At 51.9% G+C, this 24,548-nt stretch carries 22 protein-coding genes; 16 read left to right on the forward strand and 6 right to left on the reverse strand.

All coding sequences use genetic code 11. The annotated features are described in order from the left end of the window. Positions 1-5: 5 nt before the first annotated feature. The 8 genes from ptb to lipB all read left to right on the forward strand — a co-directional run bounded on the left by ptb (position 6) and on the right by lipB (position 8,725). Positions 6-920, forward strand: a complete 915-nt coding sequence (gene ptb / locus QQZ12_RS12985; RefSeq protein WP_022736187.1) for a phosphate butyryltransferase — start codon at positions 6-8, stop codon at positions 918-920. A gap of 17 nt (positions 921-937) precedes the next feature. Then, positions 938-2,032: a Glu/Leu/Phe/Val family dehydrogenase gene (locus QQZ12_RS12990; protein ID WP_102992159.1), complete on the forward strand. Its 1,095-nt coding sequence runs from the start codon at positions 938-940 to the stop codon at positions 2,030-2,032. A gap of 27 nt (positions 2,033-2,059) precedes the next feature. Further along, positions 2,060-3,166 carry a butyrate kinase gene (buk, locus tag QQZ12_RS12995; protein WP_416332431.1) on the forward strand — a complete coding sequence of 369 codons (1,107 nt, stop codon included), beginning with the start codon at positions 2,060-2,062 and terminating at the stop codon, positions 3,164-3,166. Continuing rightward, positions 3,159-4,583 (forward strand): dihydrolipoyl dehydrogenase, encoded by a 1,425-nt coding sequence (lpdA, locus tag QQZ12_RS13000; protein WP_284724519.1) that lies wholly within the window; start codon positions 3,159-3,161, stop codon positions 4,581-4,583. The genes buk and lpdA overlap by 8 nt, the downstream gene beginning before the upstream one ends. 17 nt (positions 4,584-4,600) lie before the next feature. Then, a complete protein-coding gene (locus QQZ12_RS13005) occupies positions 4,601-5,590 on the forward strand; it encodes a thiamine pyrophosphate-dependent dehydrogenase E1 component subunit alpha (protein ID WP_284724520.1) in 990 nt (329 codons plus the stop codon). Between the two features lie 17 nt (positions 5,591-5,607). After that, positions 5,608-6,591: an alpha-ketoacid dehydrogenase subunit beta gene (locus QQZ12_RS13010; protein ID WP_284724521.1), complete on the forward strand. Its 984-nt coding sequence runs from the start codon at positions 5,608-5,610 to the stop codon at positions 6,589-6,591. Between the two features lie 23 nt (positions 6,592-6,614). After that, a complete protein-coding gene (locus tag QQZ12_RS13015; protein ID WP_102992164.1) occupies positions 6,615-7,940 on the forward strand; it encodes a dihydrolipoamide acetyltransferase family protein in 1,326 nt (441 codons plus the stop codon). 107 nt (positions 7,941-8,047) lie between these two features. After that, complete coding sequence (gene lipB, locus QQZ12_RS13020) at positions 8,048-8,725, forward strand: lipoyl(octanoyl) transferase LipB (protein WP_102992165.1); 678 nt, start codon at positions 8,048-8,050, stop codon at positions 8,723-8,725. Positions 8,726-8,783: 58 nt separating this feature from the next. On the opposite strand, the gene QQZ12_RS13025 is transcribed toward lipB, so the two are convergent. From QQZ12_RS13025 to prli42, 3 genes are all read right to left on the reverse strand, one after another. After that, entirely contained in the window at positions 8,784-9,971 is a 1,188-nt protein-coding gene (locus QQZ12_RS13025; RefSeq protein ID WP_284724522.1) for a hypothetical protein, read from the reverse strand. A 372-nt stretch (positions 9,972-10,343) separates the two neighbouring features. Next, positions 10,344-10,520 (reverse strand): hypothetical protein, encoded by a 177-nt coding sequence (locus QQZ12_RS13030; protein WP_022736197.1) that lies wholly within the window; start codon positions 10,518-10,520, stop codon positions 10,344-10,346. Between the two features lie 103 nt (positions 10,521-10,623). Then, the gene (prli42, locus tag QQZ12_RS13035; protein ID WP_154987287.1) at positions 10,624-10,716 is read right to left on the reverse strand and encodes a stressosome-associated protein Prli42; all 93 of its coding nucleotides are present in this window, start codon (positions 10,714-10,716) and stop codon (positions 10,624-10,626) included. A gap of 152 nt (positions 10,717-10,868) precedes the next feature. On the opposite strand from prli42, the gene QQZ12_RS13040 reads away from it, so the two are divergent. From QQZ12_RS13040 to QQZ12_RS13060, 5 genes are all read left to right on the forward strand, one after another. Further along, the gene (locus QQZ12_RS13040) at positions 10,869-12,494 is read left to right on the forward strand and encodes an acyl-CoA mutase large subunit family protein (RefSeq protein ID WP_102992167.1); all 1,626 of its coding nucleotides are present in this window, start codon (positions 10,869-10,871) and stop codon (positions 12,492-12,494) included. Between the two features lie 12 nt (positions 12,495-12,506). Then, a complete protein-coding gene (locus tag QQZ12_RS13045; protein ID WP_029071794.1) occupies positions 12,507-12,917 on the forward strand; it encodes a cobalamin B12-binding domain-containing protein in 411 nt (136 codons plus the stop codon). Continuing rightward, positions 12,914-13,336: a methylmalonyl-CoA epimerase gene (gene mce / locus QQZ12_RS13050; RefSeq protein ID WP_284724523.1), complete on the forward strand. Its 423-nt coding sequence runs from the start codon at positions 12,914-12,916 to the stop codon at positions 13,334-13,336. The genes QQZ12_RS13045 and mce overlap by 4 nt, the downstream gene beginning before the upstream one ends. Positions 13,337-13,355: 19 nt before the next feature. Continuing rightward, positions 13,356-14,900 (forward strand): acyl-CoA carboxylase subunit beta, encoded by a 1,545-nt coding sequence (locus QQZ12_RS13055; protein WP_284724540.1) that lies wholly within the window; start codon positions 13,356-13,358, stop codon positions 14,898-14,900. 535 nt (positions 14,901-15,435) lie between these two features. Continuing rightward, complete coding sequence (locus QQZ12_RS13060; RefSeq protein ID WP_284724524.1) at positions 15,436-16,593, forward strand: M20/M25/M40 family metallo-hydrolase; 1,158 nt, start codon at positions 15,436-15,438, stop codon at positions 16,591-16,593. Between the two features lie 148 nt (positions 16,594-16,741). On the opposite strand, the gene QQZ12_RS13065 is transcribed toward QQZ12_RS13060, so the two are convergent. Both QQZ12_RS13065 and QQZ12_RS13070 read right to left on the reverse strand, forming a co-directional pair. Continuing rightward, entirely contained in the window at positions 16,742-17,572 is an 831-nt protein-coding gene (locus QQZ12_RS13065; protein ID WP_102992171.1) for an EcsC family protein, read from the reverse strand. Between the two features lie 32 nt (positions 17,573-17,604). Beyond that, positions 17,605-18,147 carry a hypothetical protein gene (locus QQZ12_RS13070; RefSeq protein WP_284724525.1) on the reverse strand — a complete coding sequence of 181 codons (543 nt, stop codon included), beginning with the start codon at positions 18,145-18,147 and terminating at the stop codon, positions 17,605-17,607. 478 nt (positions 18,148-18,625) lie between these two features. Here QQZ12_RS13070 and QQZ12_RS13075 point away from each other — a divergent pair, with 478 nt between their 5' ends. Genes QQZ12_RS13075 through QQZ12_RS13085 form a run of 3 tightly spaced genes read left to right on the forward strand, consistent with a single transcriptional unit; the run spans position 18,626 to position 24,319 of the window. After that, positions 18,626-21,187, forward strand: a complete 2,562-nt coding sequence (locus QQZ12_RS13075) for a hypothetical protein (protein WP_284724526.1) — start codon at positions 18,626-18,628, stop codon at positions 21,185-21,187. A 22-nt stretch (positions 21,188-21,209) separates the two neighbouring features. Further along, entirely contained in the window at positions 21,210-22,844 is a 1,635-nt protein-coding gene (locus QQZ12_RS13080; protein WP_284724527.1) for an SWIM zinc finger family protein, read from the forward strand. Between the two features lie 20 nt (positions 22,845-22,864). Further along, positions 22,865-24,319, forward strand: a complete 1,455-nt coding sequence (locus QQZ12_RS13085) for a reverse transcriptase domain-containing protein (protein WP_284724528.1) — start codon at positions 22,865-22,867, stop codon at positions 24,317-24,319. Between the two features lie 20 nt (positions 24,320-24,339). Here QQZ12_RS13085 and QQZ12_RS13090 read toward each other — a convergent pair whose 3' ends face one another. Next, positions 24,340-24,540 carry a hypothetical protein gene (locus tag QQZ12_RS13090; protein WP_123827427.1) on the reverse strand — a complete coding sequence of 67 codons (201 nt, stop codon included), beginning with the start codon at positions 24,538-24,540 and terminating at the stop codon, positions 24,340-24,342. Positions 24,541-24,548: the final 8 nt, after the last annotated feature.

A 24,548-nucleotide genomic window follows, 5' to 3' on the forward strand; every position in this document is an offset into this window, starting at 1 on the left:
GTAGGATGATTAAAACATTTGAGGAAGTAGTAAAAAAAGCGGAAACCTTGCCATCTGTCACCGTAGCGGTGGCTCAAGCTGCTGATGAGGATGTGCTAGAGGCGGTACGCGAAGCAAAAGAGCGCAACATTGCAGATTTTCTTCTGTTTGGAGATAAAGATACAATCATCTCCTTAAGCCAAAAAGTTGGCTTGGAGATCGATGCGGCTGCAATCGGTCATGCCGATTCTGACGTCAAAGCCGCTCAGATGGCAGTATCCGCCGTGCGTGAAGGCAAAGCAGATGTTGTGATGAAAGGCATGATCCAAACATCTGACTTCTTGCGTGCGGTTCTCAACAAAGAGTACGGATTGCGCACGGGAAAAGTGTTAAGCCATGTGTCGACGCATGAAGTGGACGGTTATGATCGTCTCATCCACGTGACAGACCCAGCTTTGAATGTGGCGCCGACATTGCCAGAGAAGGCGCAAATCGTCCAAAACGTGATCGGCTATTGCCATTCGCTTGGCAACCAAGAACCAAAAGTGGCTGTACTGGGTGCAGTGGAAGTAGTTAATCCCAACATGCCTCCCACATTGGATGCGGCGGCATTGACACAGATGAACAGACGTGGGCAAATCAAAGGCGGCATCATCGACGGGCCATTTGCTTTGGACAACGCAGTCTCTGTACATGCGGCGGAACACAAAGGGATCCAAAGCCCGGTTGCCGGCCAAGCGGACGTCTTGCTTGTTCCTGATATTGAAGCAGGCAACATGTTGTACAAGTCACTTGTTTACTTTGGCAAAAGCAAGGTCGGGGCTTTGGTGCTGGGAGCTGCCGCTCCAGTCGTTTTAACCTCCCGTGCGGACTCTCCTGAAGCGAAATTGTACTCGATCGCTCTGGCGGTACTGCAAGCAGCCAATCAAAAACGCGCATAGTTTAGGGGGAACTACACATGAAAATCTTTGAATACATGGGGAAATACGATTATGAGCAGTTGGTGCTGTGCCATGATGAACAATCTGGTTTGAAAGCGATCATCTGCATCCATGATACCACTCTGGGGCCTGCGCTTGGCGGGACCCGGATGTGGACATATGACAGCGAAGATGCGGCGATTGAAGATGCATTGCGCCTGGCCCGTGGCATGACTTACAAAAACGCAGCAGCTGGACTCAACCTCGGCGGCGGAAAGACTGTCGTCATCGGCGACCCCAAAAAAGATAAAAGCGAAGCGCTGTTTAGAGCATTGGGACGCTACATCCAAGGGTTGAACGGTCGTTATATCACTGCGGAAGATGTAGGAACCACGGTAGAAGACATGGATATCATTCGTGAGGAGACGAAATACGTCACCGGTGTTTCCCCAGCGTTTGGTTCCAGCGGAAATCCATCCCCTGTGACCGCCTATGGCGTATACAAAGGAATGAAAGCGGCTTCTAAAGTGGCCTTTGGCGATGACTCTCTCAAAGGCAAGGTTGTAGCGGTGCAAGGGGTTGGCCATGTCGCGTACAACCTGTGTAAACACCTGCATGCGGAAGGTGCTAAGCTGATCGTGACCGACATCAACCAGGCAAATGTGGACCGTGCCGTGCAAGAATTCGGAGCGGAAGCGGTAAGCCCTGACAAAATCTACGACGTTGATTGCGACATCTTTTCCCCATGTGCACTTGGCGCCATCATTAACGATGAGACGATCGAACGCCTGACCTGTAAAGTAGTAGCCGGTGCCGCCAACAACCAGCTCAAAGAAGAGAAGCACGGAGAGATGTTGGAACAGAAAGGAATCATCTACGCACCTGATTATGTTATCAATGCGGGCGGCGTGATCAACGTTGCAGATGAACTGTACGGATACAATCGTGACCGGGCGATGAAAAGAGTAGAAACCATTTATGACAATATGCTCAAAGTATTCGAAATCGCAAAGCGCGACGGCATCCCAAGCTATAAGGCGGCTGACCGGATGGCAGAAGAGCGGATCGCAGCTATGCGCAAAACAAGAAGCACATTCCTCGTTAACGGCCAAAGCATCTTGAGTCACAGATAAAAGCGTGAAAGAAACGGAGTGTTTATGGTGGAGCCGATTCGGGTTCTAGCGATTAACCCAGGGTCAACTTCAACCAAAATCGGTGTGTTTGATGATGAAAAAGCGATTTTGGTTGAAACGTTGCGTCATGACCCAGATGAAATCGCGAAGTTTAATGATTTGTTTGAGCAATATCCATTTCGAAAACAAGTGATCTTGGACACCCTTGACCGGGAAGGGATGAACCTGACACGGTTGGATGCGGTGGTGGCGCGCGGCGGGTTGTTGCGCCCCATTCCAGGAGGCACTTATGAAGTAAACGGGCCGATGCTGGACGATTTGCGTTCCGGTGAATACGGCATGCACGCTTCCAATCTCGGAGCGGTGATCGCGCATGAGATTGCGACCCAGTTAAACATCCCTTCGTTTATCGTCGACCCGGTGGTGGTCGATGAAATGGAACCGATCGCCAAGATCTCGGGCATGCCCGCCATCGAACGGCGCAGCATATTCCATGCGCTAAACCAAAAGGCGGTTGCTCGCCGTGTCGCCAAACAGAACGGAACCAGTTATGAGCAAGTGAATTACATCGTCGCTCATATGGGAGGCGGCATCACCGTCGGCGTGCATGCAAAAGGCCGCGTGATCGATGTGAATAACGGATTGCACGGGGATGGCCCCTTTTCACCTGAACGGGCGGGAAGCATACCGGTTGGGGATTTGGTGTCCCTCTGCTTCTCGGGCAAATATTTCGCCAGCGAAATCATGCGCATGATCGTGGGCCGCGGTGGCCTGATGGGATATTTGGGCACGACGGATGCGCGCGAAGTGGAAGAGCGCATTGCGCAGGGCGATGAGAAAGCCAAAAGCGTCTATGAAGCGATGGCTTACCAAGTGGCGAAGGAAATCGGGTCGTGCGCCGCAGTGTTGAAAGGAAAAGTGGACGGCATCATTTTGACCGGCGGGCTGGCTTATGGGAAAAGTTTCACCCAAATGATCCAAGAGCGGGTGGAATGGATCGCTCCTGTCCACCTTGTGCCGGGAGAAAATGAATTACAAGCGCTTGTGGAAGGAGCACTTCGCGTTGTACGTGGCGAAGAGACGGCCAAAAACTATCCACCTGTCGCAGAAAAAGTGGGGGTAACGCATGGCTGAAAACGTAGATTTGGTAGTGTTGGGAGCGGGACCAGGAGGCTACGTAGCTGCAGTTCGCGCCGCTCAATTGGGAATGAAGGTAGCCGTTGTCGAGAAGGAAAAAGTGGGTGGGGTATGCCTCCATAAAGGATGCATTCCTTCCAAAACCCTGCTCAGAAGCGCGGAGATCTATCAGCATGCAAAACATGGAGAGGAATATGGGGTCCGCGTAGGGGATGTTACCTTAGACTTTGCCGGCGTACAGGCTAGAAAAGAAAAAGTGGTCGGCCAACTCCACAAAGGTGTGGAAGGATTGCTCAAGAAAAACAAAGTAGATGTGTACAAAGGAGTCGGCCGCATTTTGGGCCCGTCGATTTTCTCTCCGCAACCGGGAACAATTTCGGTGGAGTCTGAAGACGGTAGCGACCCGGTGATGTTGGTTCCGCAATATGTGCTGATTGCAACGGGTTCCCGGCCGCGTACATTGCCAGGGTTGGATATAGACGGCACGTATGTGATGAATTCGGATCACGCCTTACAGATGCAAGAATTGCCGCAATCGATCATCATCGTCGGCGGTGGCGTGATTGGAATTGAATGGGCATCTATGTTGAGTGACTTTGGCGTGGAAGTGACCGTGGTTGAATTCGCCAATCGGATCTTGCCGTTTGAAGATGAAGATGTCAGCAAAGAGATGGCGCGCCTGATGAAAAAGCGCAAAGTGAGAGTGCTGACCAATACTAAGGTCTTGCCTGAAAGCGTATCCAAAGCGGACGGCGTGGTCACATTGCAGGCGGAATCGGGCTCTGAGGTTATTACTTTGACAGCGGAGAAAGTGCTCGTTTCCGTGGGCCGGCAAGCCAATATTGAAGACATCGGTTTGCACAACACGGCGATTGAAACCGAAAAAGGCGTCATCAAGGTCAATGAGTTTATGCAAACCAAGGAGAAGCACATCTATGCCATCGGCGATGTGGTCGGCGGTTACCAATTGGCTCATGTGGCTTCCCATGAAGGAATTCTGGCTGTTGAGCATATGGCTGGATTGGACGTACATCCGCTGAATCCGCAAGAGGTTCCGCGTTGCACCTACAGCCGTCCGGAAGTGGGCAGCATCGGACTCACCGAAGCGGAAGCGAAGGCACAAGGGTATGAAGTGAAAGTGGGCAAATTCCCATTCCGCGGTGCCGGCAAAGCGTTGGTTTATGGCGAACCGGATGGCTTCATCAAAATCGTGTCCGATGCGAAGACAGACGACTTGCTAGGTGTGCACATCATCGGTCCACACGCTACAGACATGATTTCAGAAGCTGGCTTGGCCAAAGTACTTGACGCCACCGCTTGGGAAATCGCGCAAGTGATTCACCCACATCCGACCTTGTCCGAAGCTTATCTGGAAGCGGCATTGGCCGTTGACGGTAAAGCAATCCATGGGTAATCAAAGGAGGAACCGCAATGAGCGAATTGAACCATAAAGAATTGGGGTTAAGCGATGAGCAAGTGCTGGAAATGTACCGCACGATGCTTTTGGCCCGCAAAATTGACGAACGCATGTGGAAGTTGAACCGTGCGGGTAAAATCCCGTTTGTGATCTCCTGCCAAGGACAAGAAGCGATTCAGGTCGGCGCGGCCTTCGCGTTGGATCGTGAGAAAGACTGGCTTTGCCCGTACTACCGCGATTTAGGGATGGTGCTGGCTTTCGGGCAGTCGGCTAAAGATCAAATGCTGTCCGCTTTCGCCAAGGCGGAAGATCCAAACAGTGGCGGGCGCCAAATGCCGGGGCATTACGGTGACAAACGTTTCCGCATCTTGACCGGCTCCAGCCCTGTTACAACCCAAGTATTGCACGCGGTGGGCATTGCGTACGCTGGAAAATTGGAAAAGAAAGACCATGTTGTGTTGACCACGTGCGGTGAAGGATCTAGCAACCAAGGCGATTGGCATGAAGCCTGCAACTTTGCAGGCGTGCACAATTTGCCGGTCATCTTCATGGTGGAGAACAACAAATACGCCATTTCAGTGCCACTGGATAAGCAAGTGGCGGGCGGCGAAATCTGGAAACGCGCCGAAGGTTACGGATTCCCAGGGGTACGAGTGGACGGAAACAACCCGCTGGAAGTCTACAAGGCGATGAAAGAGGCCGTCGAACGTGCGCGGCGCGGGGATGGGCCAACCTTGATCGAAGCGGTGGCTTATCGTTTGGTGCCCCATTCCAGTGACGACGATGACCGCACCTACCGTAGCCGGGAAGAAGTGGAAGAAGCGAAAAAGAAAGATTCCTTGCTCCAATTCAAAGATTACTTGCTGCAACATGGTGTGTTGACGGAAGAGAAAGAGCAGGCGCTCTTGGCCGAAATCAATCGCGAAGTGGATGAGGCGACCGATTACGCGGAGCAGGCGCCGTATCCGGATCCGCAAGAAACGTATAAGCATGTTTATGCTTAAGGCAGGAGGAGAGAGATATGCCCGTTATTTCATATATTGATGCCGTAACGCAGGCTCTGATGGAAGAGATGAAGCGCGATCCGCGCGTGTTTGTGCTGGGGGAAGACGTTGGGGTACGCGGCGGGGTGTTCCGCGCGACCGCTGGCTTGATTGAAGAATTTGGCGCTGATCGGGTCTTGGATACGCCATTGACGGAATCGGCCATCGCCGGCGTGTCGATTGGTGCCGCCGCTTACGGCTTGCGCCCAGTTGCCGAAATGCAATTCGCTGATTTTATTATGCCTGCCGTGAACCAAATCATTAGTGAAGCGGCAAAAATCCGTTACCGTTCCAACGGGGACTGGCAATGTCCGCTCGTGATTCGGGCTCCATACGGTGGCGGTGTCCACGGGGCGCTTTATCATTCGCAAAGTGTGGAGAAGATTTTCACGGGTGTGCCGGGATTGAAGATCGTCATGCCTTCCACCCCTTACGATGTGAAAGGCTTGTTGAAAGCGGCCATCCGGGATGAAGATCCGGTGCTCTTCTTTGAACATAAGCGTTGCTACCGGCTGATCAAAGGGGAAGTGCCTGTTGAGGATTATACGGTTCCGATCGGTAAAGCCGACGTGAAACGGGAAGGGGCGGATGTCACGGTTATCTCTTACGGCCTGACTTTGCACTTCGCCCTGCAAGCAGCAGAGCAATTGGCCCAAGAAGGGATCAGTGTGCATGTGCTTGATTTGCGCACCCTGGTGCCGTTGGATAAGGAAGCCATCCTGGAAGCGGTGGCGAAAACCGGTAAAGTCTTGATCGTTCATGAAGACAACAAAACAGGGGGCTTTGGGGGAGAAGTTGCTTCCATTATCGCGGAAGAAGCCTTCTTTGAGTTGGACGCGCCGATTAAGCGTCTGTGCGGCCCTGATGTGCCTGCTATGCCATACAGCCCACCGCTTGAAAAAGAATTTATGCTGAATCCAGATAAAATCGTAGCGGCGATTCGTGAACTGGCAGAATTCTAGGCTGGCTACAGAGGAGGACAATTATGGCAACTGATATCAAAATGCCGCAACTCGGCGAGAGTGTCGTGGAAGGCACCATTGCGAAGTGGCTGAAACAACCGGGGGACCGGGTAGAAAAATATGAACCGATCTGCGAAGTGTCCACTGACAAAGTGAATGCAGAAGTGCCATCGACGTTTGATGGCGTGATGGTGGAGATTATCGCCCAAGAAGGCGAAACGGTTGAAGTCGGCCAATTGATTTGTCGTATCGAAACGGAAGGCGAAGGCGCTGCGGAAAGTAAGCCCGCCGCCGCTTCCGCTGGCTCCGTTGCTCCGGCCGCTAAGGAGACGTCAAAAGCGAAAGCAGACACCGCCGGCGACAACTCCAACAAGCATCGTTATTCTCCGGCCGTTTTGCGCTTGTCCCAAGAGCATGGCATTGATTTGACTCAACTTCAGGGAACGGGCAAAGGAGGCCGCATTACCAGAAAAGATGTGCTTAAGGCCATTGAGCAAGGCGGTACGCAACCAGCTGTTGCAACTGCTGCCCAAGTACCAGCGCCAGAGGCCCCTGTCGCACCGGCGACACCAGCGGCCGCTCCGGCGCGCGAAGCTGTGACCGCTTCCACCACCCCAGCGGCTCCGGCAAAAACAGGCGTTGTATTGGAAAATGGCGACCGTGAAATTCCGGTGACGGGCGTGCGGAAAACGATCGCACAACGCATGGTGCAGAGCAAACATGAGGCTCCACATGCTTGGACGATGATGGAAGTGGACGTTACTGGTTTGGTTGCGTTGCGCAATCGGTTGAAACACGAGTTCAAACAGCGTGAAGGTGTCAACCTCACCTTTATGCCATTTTTCATCAAAGCGGTGGTTGACTCCCTGAAAGAGTTTCCACAGCTGAACTCCGTTTGGGATGGAGACCGGATCATTCTGAAGAAAGATATCAACATTTCCATCGCCGTGGCCACGGACGACGCATTGTATGTTCCGGTAATTCATAACGCGGATGAGAAAAGCATTTTGGGGTTGACCAAAGCGGTGAACCAATTGGCAGAGAAGACCCGCGCCGGCAAACTGGAGTTGAAAGACATGCAGGGCGGCACGTTTACGGTCAACAACACCGGCTCGTTTGGCTCTGTCCTGTCGGCACCGATTATCAATGCCCCACAAGCGGCTATTCTCTCATTCGAATCGATCGTGAAACGGCCAGTGGTGTTTGGGGACAACATGTTCGCGGTGCGGGATATGATGAACATCTGTATGTCGCTTGACCACCGCATTTTGGATGGCCTGATGGCCGGACGCTTCCTGAAGCGCGTGAAAGAGCGTTTGGAAGCGTATGGGCCGGACAGCCAAATCTGACATTCCCACGTTTTCTTGTGATACAATAGCTGGAAGGAGCGGACGGTTGCGTCTGTCTCCTTCCAGCAAATGATGAACGGCATCCTGTCAGGGGATGCCTTTTCGACATGGAGAAGGTGACACAGATGGACTTTGAGGTGCAACGGTTAGGCATGTTTCCATACATGGAGGCCTGGGACAAACAGAAAGAACTCGTGCAAGCGATTGATCAGGGTCGACTAGACAACCAATTGCTATTGTTGGAACACCCCCACACCATCACGCTGGGGCGCGGTTCCCATCAGGAAAACATCATTTTTTCGCCTGATTATTACCAGCAACAAGGTGTTCAGTTGGTTGAAATTGACCGTGGCGGCGACGTTACTTACCACGGACCGGGCCAGTTGGTGGGTTATCCACTGTTCCACTTGGGGGAACGTGGAAACAACGCCCATGGGTATTTGCGGGATCTAGAGGAAGTATTGATTCGTACCCTGAAGCGGTTCGGGATTGAAGCTGGACGGAAAGAAGCTTATACCGGTGCGTGGGTGGGGGATGTGAAAATCGCGGCGATCGGCGTCAAATTTAACCGAGGCCGCAACCGTCGCGGCTATATTACTAGCCATGGGTTCGCGTTAAACGTAAATACCGATTTGCGTTATTTCCAGATGATTGTCCCGTGCGGAATTAAGGAGTATGGGGTCACTTCTATGCAGGAACAGTTGGGAAAACCCGTTGACATGAATGAAGTGATGGAGCAAGTCATCGCCTGCACGCACGAGGTGTTTGGCGATAAAATGGAATAATCGGAAGATGGTTGCACAGCAAGGAGCCTCCGGCGCGCCGGAAGGCTCCTTGTCGTTGTTAAAGGACGCGTTTATGCTGAGGTTCTGGGAACTGGTAACGGCGCAATTGCGCCTGGACTTTGCTCCAGTAGCTCTGGAGTTGAGCCGGGAACGAGGAGTGAGTCAACTTGACGGAAGGCCCGGACAGTTTGGCGCAAGGGCAGGGCACATCGCCGTGGTATTTGTACACATACAGTTCGCTCCGCAAAGAAATCTGCTCCGCGGTCACGGTGACGCAAGTGGCCACAATCGCGACGGTTTGCGAGGTGAGCGGAAGAAGGTGCAATATGGCATCGGCAGGAGGGACAAAATCTTTCTCCAACCACGTTAGCTTGTTCAGCTCAATCCACTCCGCTTCTTTGCGTGCCAGCTGCACTTTAAGTATCTCGATTTTCTCCTGAACAGAGCGTCGTTTCCGGGACAGGGACAAAATCTCGTGGGCGAAGGTGTGGAAAAAGGCTTGATCGCGCTCGTGACATGCGTTTTTACGCATACAGGTAAGACCTAGTTTGGACCATACTGACAGAGAGGCCTGCGGGTTCCACTTTCCTTTGGACGCTTTGTATTTGGCTTGTTGCTTTCGCCATTCATGTTCGGTGGAGGCGCCTAATTTTTGCAATTGGGCCAATTTTCCTTTGAGAGCGCGGATATCTTGGTTCAGGTCGGAAACGAGGGAACGCCAGCCGGTGGCATACGTGTGCCGAACACGTGAGTGGGTAAGCGGCTTATAAGGAGTGTGCCGCATCATCGCTTGCGTGATGGCATCCGGTTGGATGCGCGGCAAGGGCAATGTGATGGAGGGATCGCCGCTAAGTAATGTCAGTTGGTGCGGCAGGGAGTGGATATTCATCTGGCGTTGGTTTTCTTGCGTGTGCAGGTATCCACAACAAGCGATCCATCGCCCTTGCAATTGACGTATCGCGGTTTCGGCATGGGTGAAGCGGGAAAGAATGAGCTCGCAGGATTGGTTGGCGTGGTTTCCGGAAAGGGTGAGGTGGTGAGTGTTGCGAGTGTTATGAATTCGGGTTACTTGTCCAATCAAGGTGATGAGCTTGCCGGAAGCGGCAGGAAGATTGGGGTTGTCTATCTTATGGATGAAATGATTGAGGGGGATGCTAGTCCCGTCTGCGCACGTGATTTGATAAGCCGTCGTTTCTTTGAACACGTGGAGCTTCGTCCTAGTGAACACGGCTTGAAGCCAAGCCATCCATCGGATTTGTTCCTCCCTTTGCCAAGTATAGTTTCCATCGGGCCTCCACTCGTTTTGCGATGCGGGCACAGTCAAGAAAAAGGAATGCTTACCGTTTGGTATGAAAAGCCGACGGTTAGCCTCTTTGACTGGATGCTTGCGATGAGCCCTTGCGGGGATCCGGGGACTGGGCGGCACGATGCGGCCTCTCTTTTGTTTCGGACTCCTCCGGCGGTAAAAGAAAGAATCCAAGCAGGATATCCCCCTTCCGCGAAATAGTCTGAATAAACCGTTCCCAAATATTATTATAAATGAAAATCAGAAAACCGTAGCCCCTTTTTGAAGAAAAAAGCTCCCAACACGTAGATGGGAGCTTGGCATATGTAGGGTTTACTGAATGCCTACAAACAAGTCATACAGGGACAGCAGGGTGACACCAACCAAAGCGAGTGTGAAGACGCCCCCGATAATAACGCCCGGTTTGTTGCCGATCTTTTTATTGTCTATGACACCGCGGATCGACAGGATCGAAATGATGACAAGAAGAGGTACCATGAAGTATTCCATTGCATTTTCACCTGCCTTCTGTTGTTTGCGCTTGGGCTTTTGCGCTCATCAGTACATAGTATAATCGATTCATTTCCTGATTAACATACGCACCCTTTATGAATTATAGAAAGAGATAGGCTCCGGTGGCAAGGGTTGAAACGAGAAGCGAGAGAACAAGCACATATACCGTCACTTTGATCCATTTTGGCTTCACGATTGATTCACCTCACAACATCCTATTGTATCCAACCTTTGGGATAAAGTCCATGAAATCGCCTCTTTGCGAAAACTTCGTTCAAACAAACGTAATATTTGATATATTAAGAAGTGAAAGCGTTTTATTATGATGAGGGGGATAGCATTCATATGGAAAATAAAAGCGCAAAAAGTCGATGGGAAGAAAAAACCGTTCGCTGGTTAGAGAAAGCGCCAGAACGCAAGCAATCATTCACCACCCTCTCTGGCATTGAAGTGGAACGCTTATACACCGAACACGAAGCACGGGAAGAATGGCCCGGTGAATTCCCTTATACGCGCGGGATACACCCGACCATGTACCGCAGTCGCCTTTGGACGATGCGCCAGTACGCCGGGTTCGGATCAGCCAAAGAAACAAATGAGCGGTTTCGATATCTGTTGCAACAGGGGCAATCGGGCTTGAGCGTTGCTTTCGATCTTCCGACCCAAATCGGCTATGACTCTGATGATCCCATGGCGATGGGAGAAGTGGGGAAAGTAGGGGTGGCGATCGATTCCCTTCGGGACATGGAACAATTGTTTGCGGGGATTCCCTTGGATCAAGTTAGCACGTCGATGACCATCAATGCCCCTGCAGCGATTTTGTTAGCGATGGTGATTGCCGTTGGCGAAAAGCAAGGCGTTAAGCCGGAGCAGTTACGCGGCACCATTCAAAACGACATCCTCAAAGAGTACATTGCGCGGGGCACCTACATTTTTCCGCCCCAACCGTCGATGCGCTTGATCACTGACATTTTTCAGTATTGTGCGGAACATGTACCCAAGTGGAACACGATCAGCATCAGCGGCTACCACATTCGCGAAGCCGGATCCACCGCCGTGCAAGAAGTCGCTTTCACTTTGGCCAACGGCATTCAATATGTGGAAGCGGCCTTGGAGGCGGGCTTGGAAGTAGACCAATTTGCGCCGCGACTCTCTTTTTTCTTCAACGCGCACAACCACTTTTTTGAAGAAATCGCCAAATTCCGCGCCGCAAGAAGGTTATGGGCTAAAATCATGAAACATCGTTTCCATGCGTCGAACGAGCGCTCGTTACAGCTTCGGTTCCATACCCAGACGGGTGGGTCGACATTGACTGCGCAACAGCCGGACAACAACATTGTGCGGGTCACCCTGCAAGCGTTGGCGGCAGTGCTTGGGGGAACGCAGAGCTTGCACACCAACGCCAGGGATGAAGCTTTGGCCTTGCCCACGGAAGAGTCGGCGCGAATCGCCCTGCGCACGCAACAGATTATCGCTTACGAAAGCGGCGTGGCCGACACAGTGGACCCGTTGGGCGGTTCCCACTACATCGAGACGCTGACAGACCAGATCGAGCAAGAGGCAGAAGCGCTGATCAAGCGGATTGATGAGTTAGGGGGAGCGGTGCATGCTGTGGAGCAAGGGTTTATGCAACGGGAAATTCGCCGGGTAGCGCTGGAAACACAACGGAAAATCGAGCGCGGTGAAGAAGTGGTGGTGGGGGTGAACAAGTTCACCTTGGAGAATGAAACGCAACCGCCACTTCTGCGGGTCAACCCGGCCTTTGCCAAAGAACAGATCGCGGCGTTGAAAGAATTGCGGGCGACGCGCGATCAAGAAGCGGTGAACCAGGCGTTGGCGCGGCTTAAACAGGCTGCGGCGGGAACGGAAAATGTGATGCCTAGCATACTGGAGGCAGTCAAAGCGTATGCCACAGTGGGTGAAATCTGCAACACATTGAGAGCGGTGTTTGGTGAATATAAACCAGTCTAGGAGGAAATGGACATGAATCGACCAATTCGCGTACTCATAGCCAAGCCTGGTTTAGACGGGCATGATCGCGGGGCGCTAATCATCGCCCAAGCTTTGCGGGATGAAGGGATGGAAGTGATTTACACCGGTTTGCGACAGACTCCGGCGCAAATTGTCGCCACCGCGATTCAAGAAGATGTGGATGTGATCGGATTATCTTGTTTGTCTGGAGCCCATAATGAACTGTTTCCCGAAGTGGTGCGGTTGCTCAGGGAACAACAGGCCGACGACATAGTGGTTGTCGGGGGCGGAGTCATTCCACAAGAAGATATTGCGTACCTGAAAGAGCAAGGTGTGGCCGAAGTGTTTACATCCGGCACGACAACGACAGAAACAGCTGAATTCATCCGGCGAGTGGTCAAGGAAAAGGGGGTTCAGGCATGAAGTGCCCCCCTCAAAAAATCAGTCATATCGGCATTGCGGTTTGGGATTTGAAGAAGGCTTGCGCCTGGTACCAAGAAGTACTGGGATTAACTTTGGAAGGCATGGAGGAGGTGGAAAGTGAACAGGTGCGGGTCGGTTTCTTGCGCATCGGGGAAAGCCGGATTGAACTGCTTGAGCCGATGTCCAAAGAGAGTGCTATCCACAAATATCTGGTGCGGTACGGCGAGGGAATCCATCATGTCGCCCTTGAAGTGAGTGACATCAAAACCAGGTTGCGGGAAGTGGCTGAGCGGGGGGTTCGCCTGATCAATGAAGAGCCCAAACCCGGTGCGCACCAGATGAATATCGCTTTTCTTCATCCAAAATCAACGGGCGGCGTATTACTAGAATTGTGCGAAGCGCGGGAAAACGCAGAATGAGGATGTGACATCAATGGATATGTACAAGAAAATTGAAGAGATGGAAGCCAAACGGAGCAAAGTGGAGCTAGGCGGAGGAGAACTGCGGATCCGGTCGCAACACAAGCGCGGGAAACTGACGGCCCGGGAACGGCTCGACCTTTTGCTGGACGAGGGCTCATTTGTTGAATTAAATGCGTTTGTGGAACACCGCGCCACGCACTTTGGCATGGAGCACACGGAAGCTCCCGGTGAAGGGGTGGTGACGGGCTACGGAAAGATCCACGGCCGGCTCGTGTATGTATTTGCCCAGGATTTCACCGTGTTTGGTGGGGCGCTGGGGGAAATGCATGCCTTGAAAATTGCCAAAGTGATGGATTTGGCGGCGAAAAACGGAGCACCGATCATCGGCCTGAACGACTCGGGAGGAGCACGCATCCAAGAAGGAGTCGTATCGTTGGATGGTTATGGCCATATCTTCTATCGCAACTCGATTTATTCTGGCGTGATTCCGCAGATATCGGTGATCTTGGGGCCATGTGCGGGTGGTGCAGTCTATTCCCCCGCGATCACCGACTTCGTGTTTATGGTAGAGGATACAAGTCAGATGTTTATCACCGGTCCCAAGGTGATCGAGGCTGTCACCAAGGAGAAGATCACGGCGGAGGAATTGGGTGGAGCAAAAATGCACGCTACTATGAGCGGCAATGTTCATTTCACCGCGCCTACGGAAACGGAAGTGTTGGAGGAGGTGCGGCGGCTGTGTACTTATCTGCCACAGAGCAACCGGGAAAATCCACCCCGTCGGGAGTGGGAGGAGCAAGGAGATGACTGGGTAGAAGCGCTGGCCGATAAGGTGCCGGTGGAAGGAACGCGCGTTTATGATGTGCGGGAAGTGATTCAAGCGGTGGTGGATCAAGGAGATTTTATGGAAGTGCATCGTCATTTCGCCCGTAACATCGTCGTCGGTTTTGGTCGGATCGCGGGACGCACCGTGGGCCTTGTTGCCAATCAGCCGAAAGTGATGGCGGGAAGTTTGGATATTGATTCGTCGGATAAGCTGAGCCGCTTTATCCGTTTTTGCGATTGCTTCAACATCCCGTTGATCACGTTTGTCGACGTCACTGGCTTTTTCCCAGGCGTAAATCAGGAGCACCATGGCATCATCCGGCACGGCGCCAAGATCTTGTACGCATATTCGGAGGCGACTGTACCCAAGATTACAGTGATCCTGCGCAAAGCATTTGGCGGCGCTTATGTGGCGCTGAACAGTAAAGCGATTGGGGCTGATCTGGTGTACGCCTGGCCCTGCGCCGAAATTGCGGTGATGGGCGCGGAAGGCGCGGCCAATATCATCTTCCAACGTGAGATTGCGGACAGTGAACAGCCGGAAGAGACCAGACAGCGGCGGATCGCGGAATATCGCGAAAAGTTTTCCAACCCCTATGTGGCCGCGGCGCATGGCATGGTGGATGATGTGATCGATCCGCGCGCCACCAGACAAAAACTGATCAGCGCTCTGGAAATGCTGGAACAGAAACAGGAAAGCCGTCCAGCTAAAAAGCATGGAAACATCCCTTTGTGATAGGGATGAGAAGCACTGGCGAGGCCGTCTCTGGCCCCGGTGCTTTTTCTATTGTATGTGAATAAAAAAAATTAAATTGGACATAATAGGGGCAAAGCCAGTTTTCCCATGATGTGGCAATCTTCTAACTACCGGAGTGGAGGAAAATAGCACTAGGGTGTGTCTGGCATATCAAGTTGGTAGGGAAGAAGCGGCGGAAAAACCTTTTCTCGAGGAGCGCCTCGTCACGCGTGAAGCGAATGAGAAAATGGTTTTGGAGCCGCTGGCCTATGCATCAGACACGCTCTAGAAAATTGTTTCATTTAAATATAGAATGAGTAATGAGGAGTTGCTGAAAAATTTCGGATTACAAAGCGAACAACTGGCAAAAAAATGGCAAATTTTATAGCTTTGTACAGGCTTTTTTCGCCAAACCGCTGTCAATAACCAAAGATCCACGTTTTTTGCCTGATTTTAGGTCTTTGGTTGCCAACAAGTTGAATTGAGTCATGGTAAAATAGGTAGTAATTTTATCGGGTGATTGGAGGAGTAACGCGTGGTAGACCAACAGCGTTTAATCGATGAATTTATAGAATTAGTAAAAACGGATAGTGAGACAGGTGAGGAAAGAGCCATTTGTGACCTTCTGACCCAAAAACTGACGGAGTTGGGGTTAGATGTGGTTGAGGATGGCTCTGCTCAATTGACGGGGCATGGCGCGGGCAATTTGGTGGCGACACTGAAAGGAACGGTTCCGGGGGCACCTAAGATCTATTTTACCTGCCATATGGACACCGTCGCTCCGGGCAAAGGGATCAAGCCGCAAATCAACGGCGATGTGATCGAATCCGACGGCACCACCATCCTTGGTGCGGATGATAAAGCCGGCTTGGCAGCACTGTTGGAGGGAATCCGCCTGTTGAAAGAAAAAGGGCTTCCTCACGGACAAATCCAATTGCTCATCACTGCCGGGGAAGAATCTGGTTTGATTGGGTCTCGCCATCTGGATATGTCTCTGGTAGACGCCGATTTCGGGTTTGCCATGGATTCCGATGGAGAGGTGGGCGAAATCATCACGTCGGCTCCGTCGCAAGTAAAAGTGCTAGCAACCATTTATGGCAAAGCGGCGCATGCAGGTGTGAACCCTGAAGATGGGATTAGCGCCATCCAAGTAGCCAGTCGGGCCATCTCCAAAATGCGCTTGGGCCGGATTGACGAAGAGACGACGGCCAACATCGGTCGCTTCCAAGGAGGCACTGCATCCAATGTGATTCCGGAGCGGGTCGAAATCTTAGCTGAAGCGCGTAGCCGCAATCCGGAGAAATTGCGCCGGCAAGTGGACAGCATGGTACAAGCATTTCATGAAGCGGCTGAGGAATTCAACGCCAAAGCCGAAGTGGAAACACGTACCTTGTACCCTTCATTCCACTTTTCCGAAGAGGATCTGGTGGTGCAAAAAGCCAAAGAAGCGGTTATGCGCATTGGCCGCACGCCCCGCATTGGCGCCAGCGGTGGGGGGAGCGATGCTAACGTGATCGCCGGGCACGGCATTCCCACAGTGAATTTGGGCATCGGTTATCAGAACATCCACACCACCAGTGAACGGATGCCGATCAAAGAGTTGGTGAAAGCGGCGGAGTTGGTGGTAGCTCTGATCGAAGAATCGGCGAAGGTAGGGGTGGCCGCTACGGGTAGCGGTTCTTTGGGGAAATAGGTTGTTAGCCCGTTTTTGACGCAATCATTATTCTGGATGGTTGGGTTGAAAAATATTCCCTGTTTGTTGAAAAAATGAAGTAACCATCGAATGGCCAATCCCAGTCATGTGAACAAAAAACGGTCTCCCGTCGGAGGCCGTTTGCTTTTCATAAATTGTATTTTGCCAATCCATCATCGCTGTCCATGCGGGCTAATTTTTCCAAGACCCGGCGTTTGCGGTAGAGCATTTGTCCTGCTTCCGCCACTTCATCGATGGTGGAACGGTTGATGTAGGCGCCGAAGATGATTCCTACGACGGGAACGAGCTGGAACAGTTTTTTCCAGCCATAGTTGTCCCGGTAAGTAAAGATCACTTCGCGCCACCCCTCCAATTTGGAGATGGATTCGCCAACTTGTGCTGTTTCGGCCGCCGCTAGTTCTTTGATGATCGCTTGCTTGCCGACGAAGTCACTGGAAGCGAATTGCAGGCATTTGACGATGAAAATGCGCTCATGTTTGTCCTTGGGATTGTAGCCGTAACTTAGCGCCATCTCTTGCAGAACCTTCAGTGAAAGGCCCAAGAGGGCGGGGATGTCAATAGCTAGGGTGAATACTCCGCCAAAGCCCGTTGTCGCTCCTTGCATGGTGGCGAATTGCTTGCGTGATTCTTTCAATTCCTCCGCCACTTTATCCATCGTGTGAAGCGGAAGAGCTGGCACTTTGTCCAATGCGAGGTAATCGGGACGAAGTTGGGCTTCTTTGGCCAGTTGAGTGATAATTTCTTTATCGCTGATCAAATACTGCCCGCCTGTTTGGATGTAGCCCCCCAATTCATCGAGAATTTTGCCTAGCCATTCATGCACGATGTTGGGAGTGATGCGGTCGAGCAGGGCGAAAGGGATTCTGCCTAATTTTTCCCAAAACCACAAATCCTTTTGATCTTGTTCCCATTTTTCTATTTCTTTTAATGCTTCCAATAGCATTTCCCGGTTTTCCATAATGGTTCCATCCCTCATTCACTAATGCTTAGTTACCGTCGGAAAGACTCTTTGTTGCCACCGACCACATTGAGTGCGGCTTGGTAGGCCGCGATGATCTGGTCCAATTGGGCTCGCTCCGTAGGGGTGAGGCGTGTCCGGTTCTGTGCCAGGTAAGTTTGCAAGCTGTCGAACCGTTGGGTGAGGTGATCACATTCCAACTTGATCAGCCCTACTACTGGGGAAGGCTCCTGATCACTAACCTCAGTGTGTGTCGGGAGCGGTTCATAGCGTTTGATTTTCACCATGGTGCGATAATGCAATCCGTCTTTTCCTTTGAGTTGCCCCAAATGGGTCAATTCGATGAAATCGCGGTCTGCCAACCGAACTAAGGCACGCCGGATGGTTGACCGCGTCAGGTCGAGGTATTTTTCCAATTGCCGGTAGGAAATGATGCAAGCCCCTTTGGGAATGAGAACTTGGTACTCTGGATGGATCATTTCCTCCGGAGCCGCCAACCGGACCAGTTCAAAATAGGTTTGCCTCTCACGTGGGGTGAGTTGGTCCAGCTTGGCCTGATAAGGCTGAACTTTCATGTTGTCACTCCCTTGATGTCATAAGCCGAATGGTTCGTAGAGGTGTCGATTTGGCGCAATGTGGGTTGCATCATCATTTTAACCCAGCGCGGGCGCTGGAGGAAGTGCTGGGTCAGATGAAGGATTGTAAGGATTTGCATCGCTTAAATTATTTTGTATTGACATTTCAATTCGATTAATTCATAATACTATTTGTACATAAAAGAAGACTTTGTCTAGCCGTTTGCACGGTGATACGCTGTGCAGGACATGATGGAAAACATTCATCACCCGGCTCCGCGTTACTTAGTCAGCCCTAGTGCACCCCTTAGTGCGTTAGGTTCTGCCTAAGCAGGCGTAGCCGGACCTAACGACTAAGGGGGTGCACTAGGGCTTATTCAGTGCGAACCCAGATCCGAAGACTGTTAGTAGACAAAGTGATTCATGCCTGACTCGGGGATCCGGGTCGGGCATTCTTTTTACTTAAGGAGGATGGGGAATGGCTGACCAGGAGAAAAAGAGTTTGATGTTAGCCCAAGCAGAGCGAGAATTTGCAACCCATGACACTTGGTGGGAAAAAGAAGAACCCAAGGCCCCGCTGCCCGCGAGAATCCAAGCGATGCTGAACCGGAATGATCCGGCGGTGATTGATGAACTGCTTAAGTTCGCTTTTCTGTTGAATGGGGAGGTGCAAGTTTGGGATTACAACAAAGGAAGTTGGCAAAAGCTCAGTTTGCCGGAAGAAGATATCGCACAGCTTGATCCGCAAGACGGCTCGTGGCTGTGGACGTTGTACGTATCTGGGCATCCCCTGGCACGGAAAGCGGTGCGCAAACTATTGAGTTATCAGTCCGATATCTATGATCTGCAACGTCGATTTTTTGAATTTCAGAGACATATGATCTCCAGCAAATTGCAGGTGAAATGGCGTGGGGGTAGACGGAATGCGCTCATACCATTTGATGCTGTGTATTTCCGCTATGTAAAAGCGATCTTCAAGCTTGCAGAGAAAAAGGGAGACGCCGAAACGTGGGCGATCCTCGCTCATCGCTTTGACCTGGAGCGAAAAGGGAACAAGCGGCTTCGAACCGCCGCTGGACAAGAAGTGGAGGTTTACTCCGACAAAACGCATTATTACTTGCGGCGCCGCTGTTGGCGTTATTTGCGGGAACTGGGGAAAGCGGGGAATCCGGCGTACATCCGCTTTGCCGTGGAAGCGTTGTTGCAATATGAAGACCAAGATGCGAGGTACGTGTCAAAATACGAAAACGGTAAGTGGTTGTACGGCAGAAGGTACAATCATCTTTGGCTGTTCAACCATCTGCTGTTTCACCGCAGCCAAACGTTTAAGCCGAAGCGGTTGCAGTGGGAGGGTGTGTTTGTGCCGATCGACGGGCTCGATCGCAGGGAAGAAGCGTTTCCCGACCTATGGGATCAACACGCGGACGAATTGTGGCGGTTATTCACAAAAGCCTCGTCAGGCACAGTGATCAGCTTTGCTTGGACTGCGCTCCGGCATGGAAATCGGGATTATCTGAATCGGGTGCCGCGTGAAAAATGGATGAATCTTTTGGATGATGAGCATGACAAACGCAGCAAAGCCGCACTGGCATGGATATTGGAGAACTATATCTTGGCGGGCAACGGCAAGGCGGATCTTACCTTGCTGGAGGAACTGCTGTTCCATATAGATCAAACGGTGCGTGATAAAGCGGCCGAATGGTTCGGGAAGAATGCACAGAAACTGCCCCGCGAGTTTAACCTGAAAATCACCCGGCGGATCATCGACATCATTAAAGATGGAAGCGATTATTGGCGGGCCACGGGTTGTATCGATTTGTTGCGGAGCCATTGTCGGCCCTATGTGAGTGAATTTGCGAACATGGCATTGATCAAGCAATTGCAAGACAGCGGTAGCCGTTGGTCTTACATGTATAGAATGAAGGAAGATTTGTTGGCGCTGTTGTTGGAAGAATTGGATGTGGAACAACAGGGGGTCACAGGTGTCGAGTTGCTCCCGTTCCTCTCTTCAGCCAATAATGAAGTGCAACAGCAAACAGAGGCGCTGTTTGAGAAGTATTTCGAAAAACTGAAGCTGGATTTGGATTTTTTGCTCGCCTTGATCAAAACACCGAACAGCCGAGTGCAAGCGTTTACTACTCGCTTTTTGTCGGATCGTTTGCTTTGGGTCGTACCTTTTTATCCTGCTCTTTTGCCTCGCTTGTGGGAAATGATGCTGGATGAAAATGAAAATGCGCTGGTGCGTAATTATATCCGTGACGTGTTGCTAGGGAAATTGTTCTTTGAGGAATTACGGGAGACCCCAATCAGCCAAGTGCTTGCTTTGTTACAGCATCAAGAGCATGCTATGCAGGCTTTCGGTGCGCAACTGCTGGCTCTGATTGAACCGAAACCGCACGATTTCACATTGCAACAACTGGTCGATCTCGCACATCGCCCCTTGGCAGAGATTCGTGCAGCAGCGCGGCATATGTTGGAAAAATTGCGTTTGATTTGGTCTCCCGATTTGTTGGTCAATGTGATGGAGACCGATTGGGATGACACACGGGAATGGGCAATGCGTATCGTGACTGCTCTTCCCACTGACGAACAGACCCCGGAATTGATTTACGGCCTGTTGGATACCGCCCGCCGGGATATTCGCGCTTTGGCCATGGAGTTGATTGACCGCCATCTGACACGTCTCGACTTGACGGAACTGATGATGCGGGCCAGTGAAAGTCCGTATCTGGAGGTTCAGGAGTTCGCCTTAGCTCTTGGTGACCAGCTGACATGGACGGCTCAACGCATGACTGAGTTAGAGTTGTTTTTTCGGACTGTGTTTTTCCGTGTGCATCAGGGACGGCGTGCCAAAAACATGGCTTTCGCGCTGTTGGAGAGACTGGCATTGGAGAAACAGGAATGTGCAGAAGCGATGGTGCCTCTGTTGAATGACATGGTGCGCAATTTCGGGCGGCAGGATTTTGAACGGATCGTTCATCTGCTCACACAAATCCAAATGCGCTATCCACACATTCAGACACCGTTGACGTTGGAATAATTCACAGCAAGGAGGAGAACGCATGCAATTTCAACAGACCTATGCCAAAGCAAGCAACATCAGTCATGTAGGCGGTCGTACACTGGTTGACTTTGCCCCGGATCTGGGTCGAGAGCCTACGTTTTTCCAAGGCCGAATCAAAGATCCCATCCGCTACCGCGACGCCATGATTGCGCTGCGCGATGTCGTTGTTTCAGATTTGAATGTAAAACCGAAGGATCATCGAGCTTATCAAGAGTGGGTGCAACAACAGTATGTGTTGGACCTGATCGACACGATGGGTACAGAGTCGGGTGAAGCGGCGCGGATGCTGCTTATCCGTCAACGCATACAAGAATTGGATCGCATGCGCGCTAAACGCATGGGCCCTTATTACAAAGCGCGGGCCCGGTATTTCAATTGGTTGTACCATAACGATCCTGACGCTTGGTTTGTCCTCGATCCCGTCATCACCGTCGCGCCTGACCAAGTTTTCTTTGAAGCCTTTTCGTTGGACGAGTCTTCCTACGGACGGTTGGCGGTTCATTCCGAACTGTTTGACGATGTGAAGGATTTCGCCTATGGCACGACCAACATTGATTTTTCGGATGCGTTGCTCAATGAAATTCAACGCATCCGCTCATACCGTCCCACTGAATTTCAAGTGGATCCATCGGGCTTTGAAGTGGCGACGGAAGGACGGGAAGTGTACAAAGAGAAGAAAATCGATGTGCCTGTCAGCTGGATTCGCGGTTTTCTCCAAGTTCAATCAGCAATGACGATGCCGGCGGTCACCTTCGATGTGAAGCCGATCGATCTGTACAATCTCTGCACCTTTTTACGCCGGCACAAAGAACGGCACAGCCCGCGTTCGCTCAAGTTTCTGCTCAAGCCGGGTCAACCGGTGCAAGTGGTCATCGAACCGTGGAACGAAGTGATGACGTTTAGTGATTCCGTCTATCTGGGAGACACCAAGCAAGAGATTCGCACTTGGGGGCGCCGCCGCCTCTTCTTATTGGAACGGTTGCTGCCGCTGTCCCGCAAGATCACCGTCAACCTGTTGGGCACGGGATTGCCTAGTTTTTATGTGGCTGACTTGGGCAATCTCAGTTTCACATTGGGCTTGTCTGGTTGGACCCGCAACGACTGGGCCGGTGCCGGCAACTTCGATTTGCTGATCGGCAGTTCGGCGCAGGTGACGCCTGAAGAGAGCAAACAAGTTTTTTCCAAGATGAAATGGAAAAAGACGGCGACAGCGGAATCATTGGCAGAGTGGACCGGTTTGCCGGTGCCTACGGTACAAGCGGCATTGCGCCAGCTGTGTAGTGCCGGCAGGGTGATGTTCGATTTGGAGATCGGCCGTTACCGCCTGCGTGAATTGACGCGCGACCCCTTGCCAGTGGATCAGTTGCGGTACGCTAATCCGCGTGAGGAAAAAGCGAAGAAATTGGTGCAACAGGGACATGTGAGCCTCTCCCGCAAAGAAGCGTCGGCCAGCGGCGTAACGCTCTATGGTAGTGTCCGGACGAGCAACCGGTCGGTGGAGCCCCAAGTGGTCCTCGATCATGACGGGCGGATCGAGCAAGGCGAATGCACGTGTTATTTCTACAAACAGAACAAGCTGATGCAAGGGCCGTGCGAGCACATGATGGCGCTTGTGGCCATAGCCCGCGACTGAGCAAGGAGGAGGGAGATCGGATGTCGGAGGAAAAACGTCCCTTAACCAGGGAAGAGTGGATTCAAAAAGTGAGTGCAAATGGGCGGGAAGCGACCATTCGCGAAGAGATGATCCGCATGGGTTTCTGGAGCAACGATTCATTGACAGAGGAAGAGAAGAAGCAACAGCAAGCCGAGGATGAGGAGCGCGCCCGCTTAGCGGCGGAATTGCGGCGGTTGCAGTCCAAAGGCATGAGCATGCCAAAGGTGCAGCAACTGTTACAAGAAGTGCGCCAAAAACGGATTGAAGCCAGCAGAAAGAGGCGAGAGGAACAAAAGGCAGAGCGAGAACAGAAGCGCCGCGAGGCCAAAGTAGCGTGGGAACAGCACCGCGCTCGCCATGTTGTGTATGCAGGAGAAGGGGTTTCAGGCGGATTGGAAAACAAGGAAACCCAGACGGAAATGTTGCGCCAAGCTGGGTTGCCCATCGTGACCACCGCGGAAGAGTTAGCGGAGGCGATAGGAATCTCGGTAAGCAAGCTCAAATGGCTTACATACCATCGCAACACGGCGACACTGTCCCATTATTTCCGATTCACCATCCCCAAACAAAATGGGGAAGAAAGGGAAATTTCCGCTCCCAAACAAACGCTCAGGCAAGCACAGGCTTGGATTAAGACCCATCTTCTCGACCGCCTGCCGGTACACTCTGCGGCGCAAGGGTTTGTGCCGGGGAAAAGCATTGTGGACAACGCGAAACAGCATGTCGGCCAAGCGGCGGTAATGAAGATGGATTTGCGAGATTTTTTTCCCAGCATTCATTTTTATCGGGTTCGAGGCTTGTTTCAATCATTTGGGTATAGTGAGATGATCAGTACGTTGTTGGCGCTCCTGTGTACCGAACCGCCGCGCCGCGCCGTCACGCTTGGAGGCCGTGTGTACCACGTGGCGATCGGGGAACGCCAGCTTCCACAAGGGGCCTGCACCAGCCCGGCCATAACGAATCTTTTGTGCCGTCGCTTGGATGAGCGTTTGTCAGGGTTAGCACAAAAGTATGGCTTTCAATATTCGCGCTATGCTGATGACATGACTTTCTCTTGTTCAGAGGCTGGAATCGGCCAAATTGGCGCCGTCATAAACCAAGTGCGTCGGATTGTGGCGTTTGAAGGATTCACCGTCAATGAAGATAAAACGAGAGTGTTGAAGCGGACCAATCGGCAGACAGTGACGGGCATTGTAGTTAACGAGAAGATCAATGTCAACCGCCGAGAATGGAAACAGTTTCGGGCGTTGTTGCACAATGTTGAAAAAAACGGACTAGAAGCGGAAAATCGCGCAGGCCATCCGCATTATTGGGATTACATCAAAGGGTACGCCAACTTTGTACGTATGGTGCGCCCCGATTTAGAAGAGAAGCTGATTCGGCAGTTGCGAGCCATTGCGGTAAAACATCGCTTGTCTCTGCCTGGATGGGCTAGAAAAACGGTTCAATCATAAAGGCATCAGGGCCGAGCCGATCAAGGCTCGGCCTTTGTGCGTTGATTGGGCAAGAGTCGATGTATGGGCTTCTCTTTCCGCAGTGGACGGGACAAGCGCTGTTTTCGTTCGATGAGCTGTTTTACGGTTAGAGGATGGTTAGTCAATTGGCGTAGATAGGCACGCACTTGCCAGCCTTTGCCGCTCACGCAGAAACTTGATTGTCGCCAGGTGCATTTCATCTGGATCA

The sequence above is a fragment of the Laceyella tengchongensis genome, from assembly GCF_900182735.1.
Taxonomy (GTDB): Bacteria; Bacillota; Bacilli; order Thermoactinomycetales; family Thermoactinomycetaceae; genus Laceyella; species Laceyella tengchongensis.